Consider the following 21,261-nt stretch of genomic DNA (forward strand, 5'->3'; position numbering starts at 1 on the left):
CACTATGCTGCGCAAATTGCTGACACCCGTCCTTTACACGTTCGCGGCCGCACTGCTTGCCGCCGTAGGCTACTGGAACATCAACCCCGACAGTTTCTCCGAGCAGCCGGTACGAGCCAGCGACGAAAACGCCATCGACTTCTATGTGGTCAATGCCACTACCGTGCAATACCAGGCCGACGGCAAGCTGCATTACCAGATGACCAGCGACAAGCTGGAGCACATCAAGAGCAGCGACATCACCCTGCTGACCAGCCCCTTCCTGCACCTGTATCGCGGCACCGAACTACCCTGGAAGGTGAGTAGCGAGCGCGCCGAAGTGGCGCCGCAAGGCAAGGAAGTGGAATTGATCGACAACGTCCGCGTCGAACGCACCGATGCCAAGGGCCGCCCAACTATCCTGACCACCAGCCGCCTGACCGTATTTCCGGATAAGGAATATGCGCAGACCCAGCAAGCCGTTAGAATCGTCGCGGCCAATGGAGTGACCACGGCACAAGGAATGAAAGCGTATTTGAATGACGGCAGGATGCTCCTGCTGTCCAACGTAAGAGGCCAGCATGAGGTTCGTTAAAACCTTCCCCTTTTTGCTCAGCTTGAGCGTCGCGCTCGGAAGCGCGTGCGCTTGGGCGCTGCCCACTGACCGTGAGCAACCGATTCGCGTACAGGCCGACAGTGCCGAACTCGATGATCGACAAGGCGTCGCGGTCTATCGCGGCGACGTGATCATCACCCAGGGCACCCTGAAGATCACCGGCGACACCGTGACCATCACCCAGAACGCCCAGGGCGACATCGAAATTTTCACCTCGGTCGGCAAACCCGCCTATTACGAGCAGAAACCATCTGCGGACAAGCAGATCGTCAAAGCCTACGGCCTGACCATCCAGTATTTCGCCGCCAATGAGCGCATCGTGCTGATCGACCAGGCCAAGGTGATCCAGGAAGGCAATACCTTCGAGGGCGAGAAAATCATCTATGACACCCGCCGCCAGATCGTCAATGCCGGGCGTGCCACCGGCACCAACATCACTACGCCGCGCCCACGCATCGACATGGTGATCCAGCCGAAGAACCCACCAGCCGAACAGCAGGCACAGTAGCAATGGCCACTTTGACAGCCCAGCACCTGGCCAAGAGCTACAAAGGCCGCCAAGTCGTGCGCGACGTCAGCCTGAGCATCGACAGCGGGCAGATCGTTGGCCTGCTCGGCCCCAACGGCGCGGGCAAGACCACCTGTTTCTACATGGTCGTCGGCCTGGTGCAGGCCGATCAGGGCCGCATACTGATCGACGACCTCGACGTCAGCCACCTGCCGATGCACGGCCGCGCCCGCGCCGGTATCGGTTACTTGCCGCAAGAAGCCTCGATTTTTCGCAAGCTCAGCGTGGCCGACAACATCATGGCCATCCTCGAGACCCGCAAGGAGCTGGATCGGGCCAGTCGTCGCAAAGAATTGGAAAGCCTGCTGCAGGAATTCCATATCAGCCACATCCGCGACAACCTCGGCATGAGCCTGTCTGGTGGTGAACGCCGTCGCGTGGAAATCGCCCGCGCCCTGGCCAGCGCACCAAAATTCATCCTGCTCGACGAACCCTTCGCCGGAGTCGACCCGATCTCGGTCGGCGACATCAAGCAGATTATCCACCACCTCAAGGCCAAGGGAATCGGCGTACTGATCACCGACCACAATGTCCGCGAGACCCTGGATATCTGTGAAACAGCCTACATCGTCAGCGACGGCCAACTGATTGCCGAAGGCGATGCCGATGCTATTCTGGCCAACCAACTGGTCAAAGACGTTTACCTGGGGCACGAGTTCCGCCTGTAACAGCGGTTTTCCTCAACCGAACAGCAGCCAGAGCTAGGCAAACCACTGCAGATCAGGCATATAATTTGCTTCCTTGTGGCGCTACGGCGCCCTGTAGTGGATTGCGCACAGACGCCGGCAAATAAGGTCTGCAATGAAACCATCGCTAGTCCTGAGAATGGGCCAGCAGCTGACGATGACCCCGCAGCTGCAACAGGCTATTCGCCTACTCCAATTGTCTACCCTAGATCTGCAGCAAGAGATCCAGGAGGCCCTGGAGTCCAACCCGATGCTCGAGCGCGAAGAAGACGGTGACGACTTCGACAACGCGAACCCCTTGGCCGACGGCGCCGAAAACCCGGCGCCCGCCCCTCAGCAGGAAGAGTCCTACCAGGACAACAACCACCAGGAAACCCCACAGACCGTGGACAACCTGGAAGAGGGCGAATGGAACGAACGTATCCCCAACGAGCTGCCGGTCGACACCGCGTGGGAAGACGTCTATCAGACCAGCGCCAGCAGCCTGCCGAGCAACGACGATGACGAGTGGGACTTCACTACTCGCACTTCGGCTGGCGAAAGCCTGCAGAGTCACCTGCTCTGGCAGCTCAATCTGGCGCCGATGTCCGACAAGGATCGGCTGATCGGGGTCACCCTGATCGACTGCATCAACTATCAGGGGTACCTGGAAGAAAGCCTCGAGGAAGTCGTCGCAGCCTTCGACCCGGACCTGGACATCGAGCTCGACGAAGTGGAAGCCGTACTGCACCGCATCCAGCAGTTCGAGCCAGCCGGCATTGCCGCCCGCGACCTGCGCGAGTGCCTGCTCCTGCAACTGCGCCAGCTTCCAGCCAAGACACCCTGGCTGACCGAGACTCAACGCCTGGCCAACGACTACCTCGACCTGCTCGGCAGTCGTGACTACAGCCAGCTGATGCGCCGCATGAAGCTCAAGGAAGACGAGCTGCGCCAGGTCATCGAACTGATCCAGAGCCTCAATCCGCGCCCCGGCTCGCAGATCGAGTCGAGTGAGCCAGAATACGTGGTGCCTGACGTCATCGTGCGCAAGCACAACGAACGCTGGCTGGTAGAACTGAACCAGGAAGCCATGCCGCGCCTGCGGGTCAATGCGCAATACGCCGGTTTCGTCAAACGCGCCGACTCCAGCGCCGACAACACCTTCATGCGCAACCAGCTGCAGGAAGCGCGCTGGTTCATCAAGAGCCTGCAGAGTCGCAACGAAACCCTGATGAAGGTCGCCACCCAGATCGTCGAGCACCAGCGCGGCTTTCTCGACTACGGCGACGAGGCGATGAAGCCACTGGTCCTGCACGACATCGCCGAGGCGGTGGGCATGCATGAGTCGACCATTTCGCGGGTCACCACGCAAAAATTCATGCACACCCCACGTGGTATTTATGAGCTGAAATATTTCTTCTCCAGCCACGTCAGCACCTCCGAAGGCGGCGAATGCTCGTCGACGGCGATCCGCGCCATCATCAAAAAACTGGTCGCCGCGGAAAATGCAAAAAAGCCGTTGAGTGACAGCAAGATCGCTGGTTTACTGGAGGCACAGGGCATACAAGTAGCCCGCCGCACAGTCGCAAAATACCGTGAATCGCTTGGTATAGCGCCTTCTAGCGAGCGTAAGCGATTGATGTAAGGTGGCACTCGACGAAAGACCCACAAACAAGGCATACGTCATACCCGGCCTCGCTCTCGCGATAGCAGCCACACTGCCAAGACCCGAGCGACAGCGCCAGGTGTGACTTGCCAGCGTCTTTCACGCCAAAGTATTCCGGCGGCAGGCCCGGTAGCCTGCCTCTCATCCGCGGCAACAAGGAGAAACGGTATGCAAGTCAACATCAGTGGACATCAGCTGGATGTGACCGACGCCCTGCGCGACTATATCGACGAAAAACTCGGTCGATTGGAGCGCCACTTCGACAAGATCACCAACGTGCAAGTCACCATGGAGGTCGAGAAGCTCAAGCAGAAAATCGAAGCGACCCTGCATATCGCCGGCGGCGAAGTGGTCGCCAATGCCGAGCACGACGACATGTACGCAGCCATCGACCTACTGACCGACAAACTCGACCGCCAACTCATCAAGCACAAGGAAAAGCAGATCGACCGCCAGCAGGGCGCTATGGCCCGCTGAGATCGCCTCCCTCCTATGATCCGACTCGAAAATATCCTGACCCCCGGCCGTTCCCTGGTGAACGTGCCGGGAGGCAGTAAGAAACGCGTACTCGAACAGATAGCCAACCTGGTGGCACGCGAACTGCCCGACCTGGATGGCCAAGACATCTTCGAAAGCCTGATCGCCCGTGAAAAACTCGGCTCGACCGGTTTCGGTAATGGCATTGCCATTCCGCACTGTCGCCTGCCGGGCTGTAACGCACCGATCAGTGCGCTGTTGCGCCTGGATGCAGCGGTGGACTTCGACGCCATAGACGGCGCCCCGGTCGACCTGCTGTTCGTCCTGCTGGTACCGGAAGCGGCCACCGACGAACACTTGGAACTGCTGCGCCAGATTGCCAGCATGCTCGACCGCAGCGATGTGCGTGAGCGTTTGCGCCAAGCCCAGAGCAGCGACGCGCTGTATCAGGTCGTGGTGGACATACAAAGCCAACTCAACCGGGCCTGACCATGCGCTTGATCATCGTCAGCGGTCGCTCCGGCTCCGGCAAAAGCACCGCCCTCGACGTCCTTGAGGACAACGGCTTCTACTGCATCGATAACCTGCCGGCCGGCCTGCTCCCCGAACTGGCGGAGCGCACCCTGCAGGACACCGAACTGCTCCACCCACAAGTCGCCGTGTCGATCGACGCGCGCAACCTGCCCAGCCAGCTCAAGCGTTTCCCGGAAATCCTCGAAGAGGTCCGTGCGCGGCATATCAAGTGCGACGTGGTCTACCTGGATGCCGATGAGGAAACCCTGCTCAAGCGTTTTTCCGAGACCCGCAGGCGCCATCCGCTGACCAACGCGAACCGCTCGCTGGCCGAGGCCATTGCCGATGAAAGTCTGCTGCTCGGGCCAATCACCGACCTCGCCGACCTGCAAATCGACACCACCCATCTCAACCTCTACCAGTTGCGCGACAGCCTGAAGCTGCGCCTGCTCAATCAACCGGAGCCAGGCACGGCCTTTCTGGTCGAGTCGTTCGGCTTCAAGCGCGGCATGCCGGTGGATGCCGATCTGGTGTTCGATGTGCGCTGCCTGCCCAACCCCTACTGGAAGCCGGACCTGCGCGATTTTTCCGGGATCGACCAGCCGGTTGCCGATTATCTGGCGGCCCAGGCCGATGTCGAGGAAATGTTCCAGGACATCCTCGCCTACCTGAAGAAATGGCTGCCCCGCTTCGCCGCCAGCAACCGCGCCTATGTCACGGTGGCAATAGGTTGCACTGGCGGTCATCACCGCTCGGTATACCTGGCCAATCGCCTGGGCGAGGCCCTGAAACCCATTCTGAAAAACGTCCAGGTTCGCCACCGCGACCTTAGCTAAGGATCCTGCCGCGATGCCCACCTGCCAAGTCACCATCATCAACAAACTGGGCCTGCATGCACGCGCAGCCGCCAAGTTCGTCGGTGTCGCCGGGCGCTTCCCCTGCCAGGTCAGGGTCGGCCGCGCACCGGAGAGCCTGGTGGACGGCAAAAGCATCATGGCGGTAATGATGCTCGCGGCTGGCAAAGGCACGCCGATTCACCTGCACACCGAAGGTGAGCAGGACGATGACGCACTCAACTCCCTGGTCGAACTGATCAACAACTACTTCGACGAAGGCGAATAAGCGCGCAAGCGACAAGCAGTGTGCCCTCGTATTCACTCAGTTGACCTCCTGTTTTTCTTGCAGCTTTAGATTGCCAGGGACAGAGAACCTTGAGAAACAGCCAAACGAAAGGGCGCCAATGGGCGCCCTTTCGTTTTTTACTTTTAGCTTGCCGCTTAGGGCTGGCGTCAGCTACCCGCCACCGTCATCTTCTCGATCAACACCGAGCCGGTGCGGATATTACTGCGCAGCTCGAGATCGTTACCCACCGCGACTATCTGTTTGAACATGTCGCGCAGGTTGCCGGCGATGGTCACCTCCTGCACCGGGAACTGGATCTCGCCGTTCTCTACCCAAAAACCACCAGCCCCTCGCGAATAGTCGCCGGTGACCATGTTCAGGCCCTGGCCCATCAACTCGGTGACCAACAGGCCACGGCCCATGCGCTTGAGCAGCGCGTTCTGGTCTTCCGCGCCATGGCTGACGAACAGATTATGCACACCTCCAGAGTTGGCCGTACTCGGCATGCCCAGCTTGCGCCCCGAGTAGGTGCCCAGCACGTAGGAGACCAGCTCGCCGCCCGCGACAAAGGGCTTGGCATAGGTCGCCAGCCCATCGCCGTCGAAGGCCGCACTGCCCAGGGCACGCGGAATATGCGGACGCTCGTCGAGAGTCAGCCACTCGGGGAACAACTGCTGGCCCAGGGCACCTTCGAGAAAGGATGACTTACGGTACAGGTTGCCGCCGGAAATAGCCGCGAGGAAATGCCCAAACAGCCCCGTCGCCAGTTCGGCGGAAAACAGCACCGGCACTTCGCAGGTCGGTACCGGCCGCGCGCCCAGACGACTGACCGCACGCTGCGCGGCACGCTGACCAATCCCTGCGGCATCGGCCAGCAGCTCGCCCTGACGATTGACGTCATACCAGTAATCGCGCTGCATCTGCCCGCCATCTTCGGCGATCATCACACAGCTCAAGCTGTGCCGCGTGCTGGCATAGCCTGAGATGAAACCATGACTATTGCCATAGACCCTGCAGCCCTGATGGGTATTGAGGGTGGTGCCGTCGGCGTTCTTGATCCGCGGGTCCGCGGCAAAGGCTGCAGCTTCACAGCGCAGCGCCTGCTCGATGGCCTGCTCCGGACTGACCGCCCAGGCGTGATACAAATCCAGTTGCGGAAACTCGCGCGCCATCAGCTCGGCATCGGCCAAGCCTGCTGCCTCATCTTCCGACGCATGCTTGGCGATCGCCAGAGCCGCCGCCACGGTTTCCCGGATAGCGGCATCGCCACTTGCCGAGGTGCTGGCCGAGCCCTTGCGCTGGCCGACATACAGGGTGATACCGAAACCCTGGTCACGATTGAATTCGACCGTTTCGACTTCGCCCTGGCGAACCGACGTGGACAAGCCTTGTTCCACCGACACGGCCACCTCACAGCCACTGGCGCCCTGCTTCTTCGCCTCGGCGATAATCTGCTCGACCTGGGCCTGCAACTGCGGCACGGCTTCGGGGCCGACACTATCTACTGCACTCATAACCACTCCTAAGAATCTGTTCCGGATCTACTGCGAGCTTCGCGCGTGATGCTGCGGGCTGAACGCTTGCAGTTGGATACTTGCTATCATGGCGGCGTTTTCCATTGGACCCCCCCCATGCCTGAATATCTTGATGACTTCTCCGGCGAGAAGAGTAAAACCCAGGTCAAGCGCGAGCTGCACGCCTTGCAAGACCTGGGTCAACGCCTGACCACCCTGAAGCCCGACTTGCTCAACAAACTGCCGTTGACCGACGAAATGCGCCGCGCCCTCGAAGAGGCGCCCAAGCACACGGCCAATTCCGCGAAAAAGCGCCATATGCAGTTTATCGGCCGGCTGATGCGCGATCAGGACATCGAAGCGATTCTTACCCTGCTCGACCAGCTTGATGCCTCCACCCGTCAGTACAACGAACGCTTTCATGGCCTGGAGCGCTGGCGTGACCGTCTTATCAACGGTACCGACGACACCCTGGAAGCCTTTGTTGGCGACTATCCTGAAGCAGATCGGCAACACCTGCGGCAGTTGATTCGCCAGGCCCAGCACGAACTGGCGCAGAACAAAGCGCCAGCGACCTCGCGCAAAATCTTCAAGTACATCCGCGAACTGGACGAAGCCCAACGCGGATTGCGTTGATCCTGCCGTAAAGGTGGGTAACGCCCTCGGCTAACCCACGTCCTAGGAGCCTGTGCCGCCGACGGTAATCGCATCGATCTTCAGGGTCGGCTGGCCGACGCCGACCGGCACCGATTGACCGTCCTTGCCGCAGGTGCCGACGCCGCTGTCCAGGGCCAGGTCGTTGCCGACCATCGATACCCGGCTCATGGCCTCGGGGCCGTTGCCGATCAGGGTGGCGCCCTTGACCGGCGCGGTGATCTTGCCGTCTTCGATCAGGTAGGCCTCGCTGGTGGAGAAGACGAACTTGCCGCTGGTAATGTCGACCTGGCCGCCGCCGAGGTTGGCGCAGTAAATGCCTTTCTTCACCGAGCGGATGATTTCTTCCGGGTCGCTTTCCCCAGCCAGCATGTAGGTATTGGTCATCCGCGGCATCGGCAGGTGCGCGTAGGATTCGCGGCGACCGTTGCCGGTGCGTGCCAGCCCCATCAGGCGGGCGTTCAGCTTGTCCTGCATATAGCCCTTGAGCACGCCGTTCTCGATCAGCGTGGTGCACTGCGTCGGCGTGCCTTCGTCATCCACGCTGAGCGAGCCACGACGCCCGACCAGAGTGCCGTCGTCGACGATGGTGCACAGGCTGGAGGCGACCTTCTCGCCCATGCGCCCGCTGTAGGCGGAACTGCCCTTGCGATTGAAATCGCCTTCCAGGCCATGGCCGACCGCCTCGTGCAGCAGCACGCCGGACCAACCGGCGCCCATCACCACCGGCAGGGTGCCGGCTGGCGCGGGAATCGCTTCGAGATTGACCAGGGCCTGGCGCAGCGCTTCGCGGGCATAACCCATGGCGCGATCCTCGCTCATGAAGTAGCGGTAGTCGCTACGCCCACCACCACCATGGCTGCCACGCTCGCGGCGGCCGTTCTGCTCGACGATCACGCTGACATTGAAACGCACCAGCGGACGAATATCGACGCCCAGGCTGCCGTCCTGCGCCGCCACCAGAATGCGATCCCAGACCCCGGCGAGACTGACCGTGACCTGCTTGATCCGCGAATCGAGAGCACGCGTGGCCACATCGATCTGCTTGAGCAACTCGACCTTCTGCGCCCGACCGATTACGTCCAGCGGGTTTTCCGCTGCATACAAGGCAGTGACCTGCGGGCTGCTGAAGGCCTGCACCCGCGCGTTCTGCCCGGCGCGGGCAATCGAGCGGGCCGCACGGGCGGCCTGGGTCAGTGCCTCGGCGGTGATGGCATTGCTGTAGGCAAACCCGGTTTTCTCGCCGGACTGGGCACGCACACCGACGCCCTGATCCAGATTGAAACTGCCTTCCTTGACGATGCCGTCCTCCAGCACCCAGGTCTCGGACACCTGGCTCTGGAAATACAGATCGGCAGCATCGATACCGGGGCCGGACAACTCGCCCAGCACCCCTGGTAGATGGTCGAGGGTCAAGCCGCCTGGGCCCAACAGGTGCTCACTGACGGATAACAACATCTCGCTCATAACTGCTTCATCTCGTTCATGGCTGTTTCATCTCGTTCATGACTGTTCCAAACCAGGCAGCCGTGGTTCGGCCGCTGCAAAAAATCGTTTATGCCGGCTTACCGGCATGCGTTGGCGAATCGCCGCCTGCTCGACGGCATCGCGGCTAGCCAGCAAGACCGCTTCGCCTTGCGCCTGCTCGGCCAACATCCGACCCCAGGGATCGACGATGGCCGAATGGCCGAAGGTCTCGCGCCCGCCGGGATGAATGCCGCCCTGACCGGCGGCCAGCAGGTAACACTGGGTCTCGATGGCCCGGGCCCGCACCAGTATCTGCCAATGCGCCGCACCGGTCAGCGCGGTAAAGGCCGCCGGTACGCTGATCAACTCAGCCCCGGCGTCACGCAGGGCGCCATACAACTCAGGGAAACGCAGGTCGTAGCAAACCGTCAACCCCAGGCGCCCAACGGGGGTATCGACCACCACGACCTGGCTGCCGTGGGCAAAATCATCGGACTCGCGGTAACGGCCCTGGCTGTCGCCGACCTCCACATCGAACAGGTGCAGCTTGTCGTAGCGCGCAACCTGCTCGCCATGCTCGTCGAGCAACAGGCAACAGGCCCGCGCCTTTGCCTCGGGCTGACCTGCGGGCGGCAAGGGCAAGGTACCGGCCACTATCCATAACTTGAGGTCGCGGGCGGCCTGTTTCAACCAGGGCAGGATCGGCCCTTCACCGCGCGCTTCGCTGCGGCCCAGCGCGGCTAGGTCGCGGCGCCCCATGGCGGCGAAGTTCTCCGGCAATACCGCCAGGCGCGCTCCGCCCGCCGCGGCCTGCTCAAGCAGACGCCGGGCCTGGAGCAGATTGGCCGGCACATCGTCCCGGCTGACCATTTGAATCACCGCAAGGGTCATGCGCGCTCCAGGTCGGTGAGTGGTTGGATCTTCAGCTTACAAGCCATGGCCATCGGCTGCATCGCCTGGCGCAGCGGTTTTTTCAACAACCTGTCAGCGCGACTTCTCGAAAGGCTTGTCGAACGTGATCTGTGGATCCTGCCAACGGCCTTTGACGCTGTATTGCACACTGGCAAAACGTGCCACGCGATCGCCCAGCAGCTTGTCCACCAGAAATAACGCCCCGCCAATCGCCGGTGCGCCGACGATCAACGCCGCCAGCGGCAAGTTGTTGGTCACCGGCAAGGTCACCAGCAGCTTGGCATCGACCAGGTCATCGGCCAGGTTCAGGGTGCCGTCCAGCTCCAGATTGCTCGATGGCCCGGTCAGGGTAATGGGTTTGCGAGTGACGTACACCCCGTCGCTGGCGACCAGTAGCCCCTTGACCCGGTCATAGCTCAAGCCCTTGCCGAGCAGGTCGGAAAAGTCCAGGCGCAGACGGCGGCCAATCGAGTTGAAATTGAGCAGGCCAAATACCCGCAGCGCCGATGCAGGGCCTTGCACTTCAGTGAACTGGCCCTTGCGCAAGGTTGCATCCAGGCTGCCGGAAAAGCGCTTCAGACTGATCCACGCCGGCGAACCCGGCCAACGCCCATCGACATCCAGATGAAAGCTTTCACTGCTGGCCGTCGGCGCAAAGTCCCAGGCCAGCAGCACATCGGCCAGGTCCTTGCCCTGCAGGCGCCCCTTGTACCAACTGCTGCTGGCATCTGCCGTACCCTGCCAACCGGCGCGACCGGTCAGCTGCAAGCCTTTCAGATTCAGATCCAGGTCGTTGAACTGCACCCCCCTAGCGCTCGGTCGCGCTTTCAGCGACCACGCGCCCAGCGCCTCGGTACCTTGCAGCACCTGATCGATGTGCAGATCGAGAAGCGGAATCTGCCGCGGGTCGACGCCAAGCAACGGGTCCGGCTTGTCCTCGACCGCGGCATCCTTGGCGGCGGCCGCCGGCAAACGCAGGTACTCCAGGTTGACCGCGATAGGCGTCGCGTCGGCGTCCGGCAAGTCGACCCGACCTTTCAATAGCTGGCTATCCAGGTGAAGCAACCAAGCTGCAGGCGCACGCTTAAGCTGTACCCCGAGGTTGTCGACAGTGCTGCCAAAGCCGCTGAATCGACCGATCTGCAGCTGTGCATCCTTGAACACCTGCTGCGCATCCTCGCGCGCCACACCGGCATAAGGCTTGAGCGCCGCCTGCCAGGCCGGCCAATCCAGTTCGCGGACTTGCCCACGCAAGCGCACACCCTTCGCCGCCGGCAACAGCGCCGGGCCGTCACCCAGACGCAGTTCGCCGCGGCCCTCGGCTAACTGGCCGGGCGGTGCCGCAAAGGCCAGACTCGCCAGATCGGCATAATCCAGCCAATAGCGGCGCTCGGCGCCATTCAAGGTCATGCGCCAATCGGCATAACCTTCCTCGCTGGCGCTTTTGCCGAAGGGCGCTGGTAGTGCGACGGCCACCCCCTGGAGATTGGAATCCACGCGCAGCTGGCTGTCGACCCCATCCAGAGTCAGGCGCAGGCGATAGGGCAAGGTACCGCTCAGAGGCAGCGGTGCGGTCACGCCCAGCCAAGCCGTCAGGTTGCTCAGCGGCACCTGCCCGCCGGCCTCGATCTGGGTGCGCGCCTGGCCGCGGGTACCCTCCGCGATTGCCTTGCCCCGCACGGCATGGCCGAGGACTTGCGCGCGAATGTCCGGGGCACTCAAGCCACTGGCCGTGTCATAGCGAAAAGCCCCCTTGAGCTGGCTGAGCTCCAGCTCGGGAGTGCGCAACTGCAGCCGCGCACCTTTGGTGGCGAAGTCGACTATCACGTCCGCGTCCGCTGCCTGCCCCTTGCGCAGCGGCAGATCGAGTTTCAGCCTACCCGATAACGGCCCCTCGCCCTGCCAGCCGGCGAACGTCTCGGCAGTGCCCATGGGTGCATCCTGGAGTATCTTCAGGGCATCGACGACGTTGCTTTCCAGCTCGCTGGTCAACCGCAGCCGCAGTGCCTGCCCCGGCGCTGCGTGGGGGATGTCAGCCTCGGCATTGCGCACCCGACTATCGAGTATGCGCCCCTCGGCCACCCGTACCCGCACGCCGCTGTCTTCGATGAACACATCGCCACGTGCCTCGCGCAGTGCCGGCCAACCCGGCTGGAAGGCCAGCTCGGCATCTTCCACGGCGAAGAACAGGCTGAGGCTGCGCGCGGAATCGGCGGAGCCCTTGATCAGCGAACCCTGAAATTGAAAATAGCCTTCATTGACCTTGCCGCCGCGAATCGCGCTTTTCAACCAGTCAGCCAGTTGCGGACTAAAGTCAGGTGCACGGGTCGGCAGGTATTTCTCGGTATAACGCGCGTCGCCGTTACGCAGACCCACACGCAGATCCATGTAGTCCTCGGCCTCGGGATCGAACATCAGACGGATCAGGAAGTCACCGGCAACTGGCCCCTCCTCACCGACCACTTGCAAATAGGGGCTGCGCAGGGTGAAGGCCTGCTCATCCAGTTGCCAGGTCAGCCGGGCGTTGGCCTGGCTATACAGCCAGGGTTTGGGGAACAACGTATCCAGGTGCAGGGAGAAATTCTCTGCTGCCAGGCGCAGCTCGCCCTGCCCCAGGTCACCGGCCACACTGCCGCTGATGTTTTCTGCCGCGGGCGAAGCCAAATAGGCGGCAAAGCCGATGCGCTCGAGATTGGCGGCGAACTGCAGGCGCTTGTCGCCTTCGGCCTGCGGCCGGTAGTCCACCTGGATGTTGCGCAAGGCCCCCTGCGGCTGCAGGCTTTCGAGCAGCGCCAGACTCTTGTCCGGCAAGGGCGCCAGGGCCTTGACCAGCGGTAGCAGCGGCGCCAAGTCGAGGCGATCGGCGCCAAGCGACCACTGTTCTTCGGCTTCAGTACTGCCCTGAAGATGACTGATACCCAGCTGCACCTCGCCCCAGCGGGTCTCCCCCTGGCTCAGGGCGAGATCGTCCAGCAGCAGCTCGAAGCCCAGCTCGGTGCGGTTGAAATAGGCGTTGAGGGCGAGGTTCTGCACCTGCGCCGCCTCACGCTCGCGATAGGCAGCGACCACTTGCGGCGCATGCAGGCGGCTAACGGCACGCTGCAAGGCACCATCGGCCCAGTCCAGCCAGACTTCACCGCCGGCCTGCAACTGCTCAAGGCGCCACTCGCGCGTCACGCTCGGCGGCAACCAGCGCGCCCAATCGCTTTGCGGCAGACTCAGGTACAGGTTGGCCTGCGCCTCGCGCCAGCGCTCGGCTCGCATGCGCGTGCGCAGTTGCACGGCAACCGGCTGGCCATCGGGGAGCAGTAGGCGCGCATCCAGACGCTGGCGACTCGCGCCATTGCGCAGGGTCAGGTTGACGTACGTCAGGGTAACGGCCGGCCGCTCATGGGCTTCCAGGGTCACCTGGCTGTTCAGCAGCGACACCCGGTTCACCGCTTGCAACTGCTGCAATACCTGAGCGACATCCAGGGCTGCGGGCTCACTGCGCTGCGGCAGCCCCTTCAACGTCCAAGCGCCCTGCTCGTCCTGGTGCAGACTGAACTGCAAGCCATCCAATTCAAGATTGGCCAGCCGCGGCTCGCGCGCAAACAGGCTGGCGAACGGGTCCAGCGTCAGGCGTACCTGATCCAGACGCAGCGCGCTGACACCTTCGCCCAGCTGCACGTCATGGGCGATCAACAGCGGCACGAAGCCCTGCCAGCGCCCCTCCAGTCTGCCGATACGCAGCGGCATGCCGAGCGCCGCGGAGGCCTGGTCTTCAGCCTCCAGGCGATATTCGGCGACCCACGGCACCAACTCGCGACCGAGGCTGACATACAGCGCCGCCAGCACCAGGCCCAGTGCGCACAAGCCCAGCCCCCAGCGCAACGCCACCACCAACAAACGGGCCAGAAGCGCCATTCAGTTCATACCTTGAACACGGCCGACGGATTCACAGCAGCACCACATCGTATTGCTCCTGGGAGTAAATCGTCTCGACCTGAAATTTGATGGTCCGGCCGATAAAGGCTTCGAGATCGGCAACATTGCCCGACTCTTCGTCGAGCAGGCGATCCACCACTTTCTGGTTGGCCAGCACGCGATAGCCCTCGGCCTGGTAGGCCCGCGCCTCACGCAGAATCTCGCGGAATATCTCGTAGCAGGTGGTTTCCGGGGTCTTCATCTTGCCGCGTCCCTGGCAGCAGCCGCAGGGCTCGCAGAGTATCTGCTCGAGGCTCTCGCGCGTGCGCTTGCGGGTCATCTGCACCAGGCCCAACTCGGTGAGTCCGATGATGTTGGTCTTGGCGTGATCGCGCTCCAGCTGTTTTTCCAGGGTTCGCAACACCTGGCGTTGGTGCTCTTCATCTTCCATATCGATGAAGTCGATGATGATGATGCCGCCAAGATTGCGCAGGCGCAGTTGCCGAGCGATGGCAGTGGCCGCTTCAAGATTGGTCTTGAAGATAGTCTCTTCGAGGGTGCGGTGACCGACGAAGGCACCGGTATTGACGTCGATGGTGCTCATCGCCTCGGCCGGGTCGATGATCAGGTAACCACCGGATTTCAGCGATACCTTGCGCTCCAGCGCCCGCTGGATCTCGTCTTCGACGCCGTACAAATCAAAAATCGGCCGTTCGCCCGGGTAGTGCTCCAGACGATCGGCGATTTCCGGCATCAGCTCGGCGACGAACAGGCTGATCTTCTGAAAGGTTTCCCGCGAGTCGATGCGGATTTTCTCGGTGCGCATGCCGACCAGGTCGCGCAGGGTGCGCAAGGCCAGGCTGAGATCTTCGTAGATCACCGAAGGAGCCGGGGCGCTCTGCTTCTGCGCCGCAATCTGATCCCACAGGCGGCGCAGGTAGCGGATATCGACCAGAATTTCGTCGGCGCCCACACCATCGGCGGCGGTGCGCAGGATAAAGCCGCCAGCCTCGGCGATGCCTTCAGCCGCCACGCAGTCCGCCACCACTTGCTTGAGGCGTTCGCGCTCGGCTTCGTCCTCGATCCTCAGTGAGATGCCGACATGACTGGTCCGCGGCATGTACACCAGATAGCGCGAGGGGATCGATAACTGCGTGGTCAGCCGTGCGCCCTTGCTGCCGATCGGATCCTTGGTGACCTGCACTACCAAGGCCTGGCCTTCATGCACCAGGGCGCTGATGCTTTCCACCGCACTGCCTTCACGGCTGGAAATTTCCGCGGCATGAATAAAGGCAGCGCGATCCAGGCCGATGTCGACGAACGCCGCCTGCATGCCCGGCAACACCCGCACCACCTTGCCCTTGTAAATGTTGCCGACGATACCGCGCTTCTGCGTGCGCTCGACGTGTACCTCTTGCAGCACACCGTTTTCCACTACCGCTACGCGCGACTCCATCGGCGTGATATTGATCAGGATCTCTTCACTCATGGCTCTATCTCTGTTCCGGCGAAGCGGCGAACCGGGGGGAACCCAAGCCTTCAGCGCAAGGATTCACTCACCCGCGGCCAGCGCTCTCTTGACTATGGACTGGCAGCGTCTGCCAGCACGGAATGCTGAATTCTGCGAGCAACTCGGCGGTTTCGCACAGGGGCAAGCCCACCACGGCCGAGTAACTGCCCTGCAACTGGCTGACGAACACTGCCGCCAGCCCTTGAATACCATAACTGCCAGCCTTGTCCCGGGGCTCGCCGGTGGCCCAATACGCCTCGATCTCTGCACGGCTCAACTGCCGAAAGCTCACCCGACTGCTGACCACCCGCGCAGCCACCTTGGCAGTCGACGCCAGGGCCACCGCCGTCAGCACCTGATGCTCGCGACCGGACAGCGCGCTCAGGGTCGCCACGGCTTCGTCGCGATCCTGTGGCTTGCCGAGAATCTGCCCATCGAGGACCACCGCGGTATCGGCACCGAGTACTACAGCATCACCCGGATCAACCAAGACGGCCAGTCCGGCCTGCGCTTTGGCGCGGGCCAGACGCTCTACATAGGCGCTGGGTGACTCGTTTGGCAATGAATTTTCATCGACGGGGACGATTTGCGTGATGAAGGGCACACCGATCTGGGCCAATAATTCGCTACGTCGCGGCGACCCGGACGCCAGATAAAGCGTAGTCATGCGGACTTCTCCCTGTCGAGTTCGTGCAGGGCCAGCCGCACTCAATTGACGCTGAGGCGTTTGTGCACACCGCGCAGGATGACACAGACCCATGGCCACAATAGTGCGCTGACCAGTGCTGGCAAGACGAACGCCAGGGTCGGCGGACGGTTGCCGGTCAAGGCATTGAGCCACAGCTGGACCAGTTGGGCTAGACCGAACACCACCAGCAGCACCATGCTCTGCTGCCACATGGGGAACATGCGCAAGCGCTGCTGCAGGTTCAATACCAAGAAGATCACCAGGGTCAGAATCAGGGCATTCTGCCCCAGCAGCGTACCGTTCAGCACATCGGCCAACAGGCCGGTGCACCAGGCCGTGGTCATGCCCACCCGATGGGGCAAGGCCAGCACCCAGTAGGTCAGGAACAACGCCAGCCACAGCGGCCGGCCGACCTCCATGAACTTGGGTAAGCTGGACACACTGAGCAACAGGGCGAGAGCCAGGCTGAGCCAGATCACCCAGGTATTGCGCGCACGCAAAGCGATCATTGGCCAGGCTCCGCTGCAGTGGTGGATGAAGTAGCTGGCGCGTCGCTCTGCGCCGCAGGCACTGCCGACGAGTGCGGCGATTGCTCAAGGGACTGCCGATCCACCGCCTCCTGGGCCTCGGCCGAATCGCTGGCGCGCTGCTCCGGCGTGCGCGGATCGGTAAACACCAGCAGCATGTAGCGGCTGCGATTGAGGTTGGCGGTCGGCATGGCGCGGACAATCGCGAACGGCTGACCGGAGTCATGAATCACCTCGGTGACCACCGCCACCGGATAGCCGGCCGGAAAACGCTGGCCCAGCCCGGAGCTGAGCAGCAGATCGCCTTCCTTGATATCCGCAGTATCGGCCACATGGCGCAACTCCAGGCGCTCCGGATTGCCGGTGCCAGTGGCGATCGCGCGCAGGCCATTGCGGTTGACCTGTACCGGGATGCTATGGGTGGTGTCGGTGAGCAGCAGCACCCGCGAGGTGTAGGGCATCACCTCGACCACCTGGCCCATCAGGCCGCGTGCATCGAGTACCGGCTGGCCGAGCAGCACGCCGTCTTTGGCGCCCTTGTCGATCAGGATGCGGTGGGTGAAGGGGTTGGGGTCGATACCGATCAGCTCGGTGGCCAACACATCATCATCGACCAACGCCGACGAGTTGAGCAGCTCGCGCAAGCGCACATTTTGCTCGGTCAAGGCCGCCAGTTTCTGCAGCCGCCGCTGCATCATCAGGCTTTCGGCCTTGAGTTTTTCATTCTCGGCCGCCAGGTCGCTGCGCGAACTGAGTTCCTGAGTGGCGCTGTCCCATAGGGTCACCGGCAAACGGCCAAACCAGTAGACCGGCTCGACAATAAGACCCAACTGGCTGCGCAACGGCTGCAACACGGTAAGTCGCGCATCCACCACCATCAGCGCAGCCGATAGCACTGTGAACACCAGCAGGCGTACACCGAGCGAAGGACCTTTGGCAAATAGCGGTTTTATGGCGAGTTCCTCTCAAGCGTCAAGCAGCAAACAAAAAGCTGCAAGCGAGTGGAAACCCGGCTTGCAGCTCGAGACTTGGCGCAGACGGCTCACTCCGTGGACAGCAGGTCCATGGTGTGGCGATCCATCATATCCAGGGCCTTGCCGCCGCCACGGGCGACGCAGGTCAGCGGGTCTTCGGCAACGATCACCGGCAGACCGGTTTCCTGGGCCAGCAACTTGTCCAGATCACGCAACAAGGCACCGCCACCGGTCAACACCAGGCCACGCTCGGCGATATCCGAAGCCAGCTCCGGCGGCGACTGCTCCAGCGCACTCTTGACCGCCTGCACGATGGTGGCCAGGGATTCCTGCAGGGCTTCCAGAACTTCATTGGAGTTGAGGGTGAAGGCGCGTGGCACACCCTCGGCCAGGTTGCGGCCACGCACGTCGACTTCGCGCACTTCACCGCCTGGATAGGCGGTGCCGATTTCCTGCTTGATCCGCTCAGCGGTGGATTCACCGATCAGCGAACCGTAGTTGCGCCGCACGTAGGTGATGATGGCTTCGTCGAAACGGTCGCCACCGACCCGTACGGATTCGGCGTAAACCACGCCATTCAGCGAAATCAGGGCGATTTCCGTGGTGCCGCCGCCGATATCGACGACCATCGAGCCACGCGCCTCTTCCACCGGCAAGCCGGCACCGATAGCGGCGGCCATCGGCTCTTCGATCAGGAATACTTCGCGGGCACCGGCACCCAGGGCCGATTCACGGATGGCGCGACGCTCCACCTGGGTGGATTTGCACGGCACGCAGATCAGCACACGCGGCGAAGGCTGCAGAAAGCTGTTCTCGTGAACTTTGTTGATGAAGTACTGCAACATTTTCTCGCACACGCTGAAGTCGGCGATCACGCCATCCTTCATCGGCCGGATAGCTGCGATGTTGCCAGGGGTGCGACCGAGCATGCGCTTGGCTTCAGTACCGACAGCAACGACGCTCTTCTGGTTGCCGTGGGTACGGATGGCTACGACCGAAGGCTCGTTCAGGACGATACCGCGCTCGCGCACATAAATCAGGGTATTGGCAGTGCCCAGATCGATCGACAGATCGCTGGAAAACATGCCACGCAGTTTTTTGAACATGGGAGAGGGACCCTAGGCAACGCGTGGGTAAAAGCAACGCGCGGGTAACGCGCAGGTAATGTGTGCATAAAGCACGCGCGAGTAACGCGCAGGTAAAAAGTGCGGCAAACTCTAACAACGACAGGGATTTTGAGCAAGGCGGCAATATGTTAGATTGCCTGTTTTCGGGGCTTTACCGCTCATCATCGCGGCCTTTGACCACCCAATCACTGAATCCGTTCCCTGCCCAGCCCCGTAGGCCATTGAAAAATATAACGAGCGACGGCTAAGCCGGGCCGCGTAGCCAGGCGCATTCAGCCGCTACGGAGCGCAGTAACAACCGCAGGCTAGCCCGCCGGGCAGGCGAAGTGAGTCAGAAGCGCCGTGTACGAGCTGTACATAAGCATTTTGAGACGCCGAGCCCCGGGCTGATTTCAACGCCGCTTAGCCGAGCGCAGGAGTTTTTCAACGGCCTGCTAGAGGGTGTTTACAAAAGTAGCGAGCGATGGCCAGGCAAGGCGAAATCAGCCGAAAAAGCGGAGTGTACGAGTAGTACATGAGCATTTTGAGGCTGATTTCAACGCAGCATGACCGAGTGCAGTAATTTGTAAACACCCTGCTTAGGCATGGCGACCCACGCACACTTCAATTGGCTGCCCTCTACTGGAGAACCTCAATGGCGCTTGAACGCTCCGAGGTGGAAAAAATCGCCCATCTGGCCCGACTGGGCCTGAATGAAAGCGAAATTCCACGTACAACCGAGACCCTCAACAATATTCTCGGCCTGATCGATCAGATGCAGGCGGTCGACACCACGGGTATCGAGCCACTGGCTCACCCCCTGGAAGCGACCCAGCGCCTGCGCGCCGACGCAGTGACCGAAGAAAACCACCGCGACGCCTACCAGGCGATCGCCCCGGCCGTCGAGAACGGCCTGTATCTGGTTCCCAAGGTGATTGAGTGATGCATCGACTGACCCTGGCTGAAATCGCCCGCGCCCTGGCTGCCAAACAATTTTCCGCCGAGGAACTGACCCGCGGCCTGCTGCAACGCATTGCGCAACTCGACCCGCAGCTCAACAGCTTCATCAGCGTCACCGAAGAGCTGGCTCTAGGCCAGGCCAAGGCCGCCGACGCCCGCCGCGCCGCGGGTGAATCCGGCGCCCTGCTCGGCGCGCCAATCGGCCACAAGGACCTGTTCTGCACAAAAGATGTGCTGACCAGCTGCGGCTCGAAAATCCTCCAAGGTTTCAAGGCGCCCTATAACGCCACCGCGGTGGAGAAACTCGCCGCCGCCGGCACCGTGACCCTGGGCAAGCTGAACATGGACGAATTCGCCATGGGCTCGGCCAACGAATCCAGCCACTACGGCGCGGTGAAAAACCCTTGGGATCTGACCCGCGTACCGGGCGGCTCCTCCGGCGGCTCGGCCGCAGCAGTAGCCGCACGCCTGCTGCCGGCCGCCACCGGCACCGACACCGGCGGCTCGATCCGCCAACCGGCGGCGCTGACCAACCTCACCGGGATCAAGCCGACCTACGGCCGCGTCTCGCGCTGGGGCATGATTGCCTACGCCTCCAGCCTCGACCAAGGCGGCCCACTGGCCCGTAGCGCCGAAGACTGCGCACTGATGCTGCAGGCCATGGCCGGTTTCGACCCGAAAGATTCCACCAGCGTCGACCAGCCGGTCGATGACTACCTCGCGGCACTGGCCAAACCGCTGAATGGCCTGCGCATCGGCTTGCCCAAGGAGTACTTCGGTGCCGGCCTCGACAGCCGTATCGCCGAGGCGGTGCTGAGCGTGGTCGAGGAGCTGAAAAAACTCGGCGCCACGGTCAAGGACATCAGCCTGCCGGCCATGCAGCATGCGATTCCGGCCTATTACGTGATCGCTCCGGCCGAAGCCAGCTCCAACCTGTCGCGTTTCGATGGCGTGCGCTTCGGCTACCGCTGCGAAAACCCGGTCAACCTCGAAGATCTGTACAAGCGCTCGCGCGGCGAAGGCTTCGGTGCCGAGGTCAAGCGCCGGATCATGATCGGCACCTATGCCCTGTCGGCCGGTTACTACGATGCCTATTACCTGAAAGCGCAGAAGATCCGCCGACTGATCAAGAACGACTTCGTCAGTGCCTTCAACGAGGTGGACGTGATTCTCGGCCCAACCACGCCGAACCTGGCCTGGAAGCTCGGCGAGAAGAACAACGACCCGGTCGCCGCCTACCTGGAAGACATCTACACCATCACCGCCAACCTCGCCGGTATTCCCGGCCTGTCGATGCCCGCCGGCTTCGTCGATGGCTTGCCGGTCGGCGTGCAACTGCTCGCGCCGTATTTCCAGGAAGGACGCCTACTCAACGTGGCGCACCAATATCAACAAGTCACTGATTGGCACACTCGCGCGCCAAGCGGATTTTGAGGA

At 62.1% G+C, this 21,261-nt stretch carries 20 protein-coding genes; 11 read left to right on the plus strand and 9 right to left on the minus strand.

The features are described 5' to 3' along the window. Nucleotides 1-4: 4 nt before the first annotated feature. The 8 genes from lptC to VCJ09_RS19510 all read left to right on the plus strand — a co-directional run bounded on the left by lptC (nt 5) and on the right by VCJ09_RS19510 (nt 5,606). Entirely contained in the window at nt 5-574 is a 570-nt protein-coding gene (gene lptC, locus VCJ09_RS19475) for an LPS export ABC transporter periplasmic protein LptC (RefSeq protein WP_324731709.1), read from the plus strand. Next, nucleotides 561-1,103, plus strand: coding sequence for a lipopolysaccharide transport periplasmic protein LptA (gene lptA, locus VCJ09_RS19480; protein ID WP_324731710.1), 543 nt, complete (start codon nt 561-563; stop codon nt 1,101-1,103). The genes lptC and lptA overlap by 14 nt, the downstream gene beginning before the upstream one ends. A gap of 2 nt (nt 1,104-1,105) precedes the next feature. Then, nucleotides 1,106-1,831: an LPS export ABC transporter ATP-binding protein gene (gene lptB / locus VCJ09_RS19485; RefSeq protein WP_079203137.1), complete on the plus strand. Its 726-nt coding sequence runs from the start codon at nt 1,106-1,108 to the stop codon at nt 1,829-1,831. Between the two features lie 133 nt (nt 1,832-1,964). Further along, nucleotides 1,965-3,473 carry an RNA polymerase factor sigma-54 gene (locus VCJ09_RS19490; protein ID WP_324731711.1) on the plus strand — a complete coding sequence of 503 codons (1,509 nt, stop codon included), beginning with the start codon at nt 1,965-1,967 and terminating at the stop codon, nt 3,471-3,473. Between the two features lie 189 nt (nt 3,474-3,662). Then, nucleotides 3,663-3,971, plus strand: a complete 309-nt coding sequence (gene hpf / locus VCJ09_RS19495; protein ID WP_079203139.1) for a ribosome hibernation-promoting factor, HPF/YfiA family — start codon at nt 3,663-3,665, stop codon at nt 3,969-3,971. Between the two features lie 15 nt (nt 3,972-3,986). Further along, a complete protein-coding gene (gene ptsN, locus VCJ09_RS19500; RefSeq protein WP_324731712.1) occupies nt 3,987-4,460 on the plus strand; it encodes a PTS IIA-like nitrogen regulatory protein PtsN in 474 nt (157 codons plus the stop codon). 2 nt (nt 4,461-4,462) lie between these two features. Beyond that, nucleotides 4,463-5,320, plus strand: a complete 858-nt coding sequence (rapZ, locus tag VCJ09_RS19505) for an RNase adapter RapZ (protein ID WP_324731713.1) — start codon at nt 4,463-4,465, stop codon at nt 5,318-5,320. Nucleotides 5,321-5,333: 13 nt separating this feature from the next. Next, nucleotides 5,334-5,606 carry an HPr family phosphocarrier protein gene (locus VCJ09_RS19510; RefSeq protein WP_324731714.1) on the plus strand — a complete coding sequence of 91 codons (273 nt, stop codon included), beginning with the start codon at nt 5,334-5,336 and terminating at the stop codon, nt 5,604-5,606. Nucleotides 5,607-5,773: 167 nt separating this feature from the next. On the opposite strand, the gene pmbA is transcribed toward VCJ09_RS19510, so the two are convergent. Then, a complete protein-coding gene (gene pmbA, locus VCJ09_RS19515; RefSeq protein ID WP_324731715.1) occupies nt 5,774-7,120 on the minus strand; it encodes a metalloprotease PmbA in 1,347 nt (448 codons plus the stop codon). Between the two features lie 117 nt (nt 7,121-7,237). On the opposite strand from pmbA, the gene yjgA reads away from it, so the two are divergent. After that, nucleotides 7,238-7,756 (plus strand): ribosome biogenesis factor YjgA, encoded by a 519-nt coding sequence (gene yjgA / locus VCJ09_RS19520; protein ID WP_079203144.1) that lies wholly within the window; start codon nt 7,238-7,240, stop codon nt 7,754-7,756. Between the two features lie 42 nt (nt 7,757-7,798). Here the strand turns inward: yjgA and tldD are convergent, their stop codons facing one another. From tldD to mreB, 8 genes are all read right to left on the minus strand, one after another. Further along, entirely contained in the window at nt 7,799-9,241 is a 1,443-nt protein-coding gene (gene tldD, locus VCJ09_RS19525) for a metalloprotease TldD (RefSeq protein WP_324731716.1), read from the minus strand. 36 nt (nt 9,242-9,277) lie between these two features. After that, nucleotides 9,278-10,132 carry a carbon-nitrogen hydrolase family protein gene (locus tag VCJ09_RS19530; RefSeq protein ID WP_324731717.1) on the minus strand — a complete coding sequence of 285 codons (855 nt, stop codon included), beginning with the start codon at nt 10,130-10,132 and terminating at the stop codon, nt 9,278-9,280. 93 nt (nt 10,133-10,225) lie between these two features. Then, a complete protein-coding gene (locus tag VCJ09_RS19535) occupies nt 10,226-14,059 on the minus strand; it encodes a YhdP family protein (RefSeq protein ID WP_324731718.1) in 3,834 nt (1,277 codons plus the stop codon). A gap of 31 nt (nt 14,060-14,090) precedes the next feature. Then, nucleotides 14,091-15,548 carry a ribonuclease G gene (gene rng / locus VCJ09_RS19540; protein ID WP_324731719.1) on the minus strand — a complete coding sequence of 486 codons (1,458 nt, stop codon included), beginning with the start codon at nt 15,546-15,548 and terminating at the stop codon, nt 14,091-14,093. A 67-nt stretch (nt 15,549-15,615) separates the two neighbouring features. Next, on the minus strand, nt 15,616-16,236 hold the full coding sequence (locus VCJ09_RS19545; protein WP_324731720.1) for a Maf family protein: 621 nt from the start codon (nt 16,234-16,236) through the stop codon (nt 15,616-15,618). A gap of 41 nt (nt 16,237-16,277) precedes the next feature. Further along, nucleotides 16,278-16,766, minus strand: coding sequence for a rod shape-determining protein MreD (gene mreD, locus VCJ09_RS19550; RefSeq protein ID WP_079203150.1), 489 nt, complete (start codon nt 16,764-16,766; stop codon nt 16,278-16,280). Continuing rightward, complete coding sequence (gene mreC / locus VCJ09_RS19555; RefSeq protein WP_407692986.1) at nt 16,763-17,689, minus strand: rod shape-determining protein MreC; 927 nt, start codon at nt 17,687-17,689, stop codon at nt 16,763-16,765. Before mreC ends, mreD begins: the two co-directional genes overlap by 4 nt. A 137-nt stretch (nt 17,690-17,826) precedes the next feature. After that, on the minus strand, nt 17,827-18,864 hold the full coding sequence (gene mreB / locus VCJ09_RS19560; RefSeq protein WP_079203152.1) for a rod shape-determining protein MreB: 1,038 nt from the start codon (nt 18,862-18,864) through the stop codon (nt 17,827-17,829). A gap of 655 nt (nt 18,865-19,519) precedes the next feature. Here mreB and gatC point away from each other — a divergent pair. Both gatC and gatA read left to right on the plus strand, forming a co-directional pair. Beyond that, on the plus strand, nt 19,520-19,807 hold the full coding sequence (gene gatC / locus VCJ09_RS19565; RefSeq protein WP_324731721.1) for an Asp-tRNA(Asn)/Glu-tRNA(Gln) amidotransferase subunit GatC: 288 nt from the start codon (nt 19,520-19,522) through the stop codon (nt 19,805-19,807). Then, on the plus strand, nt 19,804-21,258 hold the full coding sequence (gene gatA / locus VCJ09_RS19570; RefSeq protein ID WP_324731722.1) for an Asp-tRNA(Asn)/Glu-tRNA(Gln) amidotransferase subunit GatA: 1,455 nt from the start codon (nt 19,804-19,806) through the stop codon (nt 21,256-21,258). Before gatC ends, gatA begins: the two co-directional genes overlap by 4 nt. The last annotated feature ends 3 nt before the right edge of the window (nt 21,259-21,261 follow it).

This window comes from Pseudomonas paeninsulae, from assembly GCF_035621475.1.
In the GTDB taxonomy this organism is placed as follows: Bacteria; Pseudomonadota; Gammaproteobacteria; order Pseudomonadales; family Pseudomonadaceae; genus Aquipseudomonas; species Aquipseudomonas paeninsulae.

Excerpts from the sequence above, each read along its gene's own strand:
- lptC (WP_324731709.1), top strand. The coding sequence starts at position 5 with ATGCTGCGCAAATTGCTGACACCCGTCCTTTACACGTTCGCGGCCGCA.
- lptA (WP_324731710.1), top strand. The coding sequence starts at position 561 with ATGAGGTTCGTTAAAACCTTCCCCTTTTTGCTCAGCTTGAGCGTCGCG.
- lptB (WP_079203137.1), top strand. The coding sequence starts at position 1,106 with ATGGCCACTTTGACAGCCCAGCACCTGGCCAAGAGCTACAAAGGCCGC.
- VCJ09_RS19490 (WP_324731711.1), top strand. The coding sequence starts at position 1,965 with ATGAAACCATCGCTAGTCCTGAGAATGGGCCAGCAGCTGACGATGACC.
- hpf (WP_079203139.1), top strand. The coding sequence starts at position 3,663 with ATGCAAGTCAACATCAGTGGACATCAGCTGGATGTGACCGACGCCCTG.
- ptsN (WP_324731712.1), top strand. The coding sequence starts at position 3,987 with ATGATCCGACTCGAAAATATCCTGACCCCCGGCCGTTCCCTGGTGAAC.
- rapZ (WP_324731713.1), top strand. The coding sequence starts at position 4,463 with ATGCGCTTGATCATCGTCAGCGGTCGCTCCGGCTCCGGCAAAAGCACC.
- VCJ09_RS19510 (WP_324731714.1), top strand. The coding sequence starts at position 5,334 with ATGCCCACCTGCCAAGTCACCATCATCAACAAACTGGGCCTGCATGCA.
- pmbA (WP_324731715.1), bottom strand. The coding sequence starts at position 7,120 with ATGAGTGCAGTAGATAGTGTCGGCCCCGAAGCCGTGCCGCAGTTGCAG.
- yjgA (WP_079203144.1), top strand. The coding sequence starts at position 7,238 with ATGCCTGAATATCTTGATGACTTCTCCGGCGAGAAGAGTAAAACCCAG.
- tldD (WP_324731716.1), bottom strand. The coding sequence starts at position 9,241 with ATGAGCGAGATGTTGTTATCCGTCAGTGAGCACCTGTTGGGCCCAGGC.
- VCJ09_RS19530 (WP_324731717.1), bottom strand. The coding sequence starts at position 10,132 with ATGACCCTTGCGGTGATTCAAATGGTCAGCCGGGACGATGTGCCGGCC.
- VCJ09_RS19535 (WP_324731718.1), bottom strand. The coding sequence starts at position 14,059 with ATGGCGCTTCTGGCCCGTTTGTTGGTGGTGGCGTTGCGCTGGGGGCTG.
- rng (WP_324731719.1), bottom strand. The coding sequence starts at position 15,548 with ATGAGTGAAGAGATCCTGATCAATATCACGCCGATGGAGTCGCGCGTA.
- VCJ09_RS19545 (WP_324731720.1), bottom strand. The coding sequence starts at position 16,236 with ATGACTACGCTTTATCTGGCGTCCGGGTCGCCGCGACGTAGCGAATTA.
- mreD (WP_079203150.1), bottom strand. The coding sequence starts at position 16,766 with ATGATCGCTTTGCGTGCGCGCAATACCTGGGTGATCTGGCTCAGCCTG.
- mreB (WP_079203152.1), bottom strand. The coding sequence starts at position 18,864 with ATGTTCAAAAAACTGCGTGGCATGTTTTCCAGCGATCTGTCGATCGAT.
- gatC (WP_324731721.1), top strand. The coding sequence starts at position 19,520 with ATGGCGCTTGAACGCTCCGAGGTGGAAAAAATCGCCCATCTGGCCCGA.